This window comes from Cupriavidus sp. WGlv3 (assembly GCF_023952475.1).
GTDB classification, from domain to species: Bacteria; Pseudomonadota; Gammaproteobacteria; order Burkholderiales; family Burkholderiaceae; genus Cupriavidus; species Cupriavidus phytorum.
Genome location: NZ_JALHRX010000078.1, coordinates 1 through 2,315 on the forward strand (window position 1 = coordinate 1; position 2,315 = coordinate 2,315).

The window sequence follows — 2,315 nt, forward strand, 5'->3', positions numbered from 1 at the left end:
CCCCTCCTTGCGGGGAAAAACTCATCGCTAGCGCGATGAGTACTTCAGCAGCCTGCTATTGCGCATTCGAGCCGACGACATCACACCGAGTGGCGAATACAGATTTTTCCGAAATGCTTGCCTGAAGCGAGGTAATGCATTGCTGAATGAAGCGCCTCGAATGGGAATATGCGATCGACCACGGGGCGCAATCTGGTCGCTTCGAAATGGGTTAGCATTGCTTCCAAGTCGGCACGGCTGCCGACAGTGATGCCTTGCAACCTGATGTGCCGCGTTACAACCTGGCCGAGTGGAATTTTTGGATCAGAACCGGAAAGGACACCGATCAAGCTGATTGTTCCTCCTGTCCGGACAGCGCGCACGGACTGGGCTAGCGTATCTGCCCCCCCGACTTCAACAATGTGATCGACGCCGACGCCCCGCGTATGCTCTCTCACCGTGCGCCACCATTGTGGCTCCTTCTCGTAATTAATCAGGTAGTCCGCTCCAAGCGACTTCGCGCTGGCAAGTTTCTTGTCGCTGGAAGACGTAATGATCACGACCGCGCGCAGTGACTTCGCAATCTGGAGCGCAAACAGAGAGACTCCGCCAGTCCCTTGCACGAGGACGGTTTCCCCTCGCTTCAGTCGCCCCTCGGTGATCAGGGCTCGCCACGCCGTTACACCCGCAGTAGGCAACGTTGCGGCTTCAAAATCAGAGAGGTAGGCGGGCACACGGCATACCCCTTCCTCGGGTATCACCAAATGGGTCGCCATGGTTCCATCCTGCTCGCAACCCAAGCTAGATTGCATTCGTTCGGCGTTTGGTGCACCGTCCACCCACGTTTGATAAAAGATCGGGCATACACGCTCACCTACCTGAAACCGAGTTACCCCAGCGCCTACGGCATCAATGACACCCACACCATCGCTTAGAACGATGAGTGGCAGATCTTTCATTCGCTTCCCGTAACCGTGGCTAGGAATAATGAGATCGCGATAATTCAAAGCCGCAGCCCGCATCTTGAGACGCACCTCCCCTGTGGCTGGCTGAGGCATCGGTTTGGACGCCATCTGGAGATGCTCGATGGACCAGTCCTGCTCAACTTGGAATACACGCATCGTATGTTCCTCTCTACGCTTTGGTGCTCGCACCTACCATGCGATAGCCCTTCAGAAAATCTCAGCAGCAGCAGCTACCTCGTGTTGACCGGCTTATGAGCCAAGTCACGCCGTCGACGGACGTGTGACCTTATCGCATGCGACTGCCTTCTCGCGACGAATGCGTTGGATTCGCCGGCGATACCCTTCCGGAATAGGAGCACGCAGAAAATGAACGTCAAGCCGGTGACTATCGTGACGGATTCGCCCAGGGCATCGAACCACTCGATATGAGTAGCTGTTGCCAGCGCTTCACCAATTTCGCCTAGCTCATTCTCAAGCACCATGATGACAACAGCGCCGACAATGGGCCCTATCAGGGTGCCAACTCCGCCAACTAGCGTCATGAGTACGACCATGCCTGACAGGCCCCAATGCACATCGACCAAGGTCTCGAAGCCGAGCACGATCGCTTTGACAGAGCCTGCCAAACCGGTCAGGACGGAAGACAGGACAAAGGCCATCAGCTTGTATCGATCGGCATCGTAGCCAAGGGAGATGGATCGAGGCTCGTTTTCCTTGACCGCCCTGAGGATTTGCCCGAACGGAGATTGGACGATCCGGGTAATCAATGCGAGGGCGGCCACGAATATTGCCAGTACAACGAAGTACATGGTCGTATCGTCCCCAAGATCAAGAACGCCAAGGAGTTTGCCACGCGGGATCCCCTGCATGCCGTCTTCACCCCCAGTAACCGGCGCCTGGAGACAGACGAAATAAACCATCTGAGCCAGCGCAAGCGTGATCATCGTGAAGTAAATCCCTTTCCGCCTGATCGCAAGACTAGCCATCAGGAATCCAAGAATGGCAGAAACCACCATACCGAGTACGATGGCTCCTTCCATTGGGATGCCAAGATCGCGGGCTGCGTATCCGGTCACATACCCGGCCGCACCGAATAGTGCTGCATGGCCGAAAGAAAGAAGACCGGTGAATCCCATTAGAAGATTGAATGCACATGCAAAAAGCGCGAAGCACATGATCTTCATAAGGAGAACGGGATAAACGAAGTTGGGCAGGAGCAAAGCGATGCCTAGCAGGCTGCTGAAGTACTCATCGCGCTAGCGATGAGTTTTTCCCCGCAAGGCGGGGAGCGCTGTTTTTCACAATCCGGAAGCCGGACGTCACTGCCTCGACTTTTTCCGCGTTTTGGCGCCCATTCCGGCCTCATTAGCG

Annotated in this window: 2 protein-coding genes; both read right to left on the reverse strand. The window is 55.7% G+C overall.

Annotated elements, in window-relative coordinates:
- Positions 1–80: 80 nt before the first annotated feature.
- The gene (locus tag MKD38_RS30445) at positions 81–1,100 is read right to left on the reverse strand and encodes a zinc-dependent alcohol dehydrogenase family protein (protein ID WP_012354724.1); all 1,020 of its coding nucleotides are present in this window, start codon (positions 1,098–1,100) and stop codon (positions 81–83) included.
- Positions 1,101–1,174: 74 nt separating this feature from the next.
- Positions 1,175–2,128 (reverse strand): branched-chain amino acid ABC transporter permease, encoded by a 954-nt coding sequence (locus tag MKD38_RS30450; RefSeq protein WP_081479564.1) that lies wholly within the window; start codon positions 2,126–2,128, stop codon positions 1,175–1,177.
- Positions 2,129–2,315: the final 187 nt, after the last annotated feature.

Excerpts from the sequence above, each read along its gene's own strand:
- MKD38_RS30450 (WP_081479564.1), bottom strand. The coding sequence starts at position 2,128 with ATGAAGATCATGTGCTTCGCGCTTTTTGCATGTGCATTCAATCTTCTA.
- MKD38_RS30445 (WP_012354724.1), bottom strand. The coding sequence starts at position 1,100 with ATGCGTGTATTCCAAGTTGAGCAGGACTGGTCCATCGAGCATCTCCAG.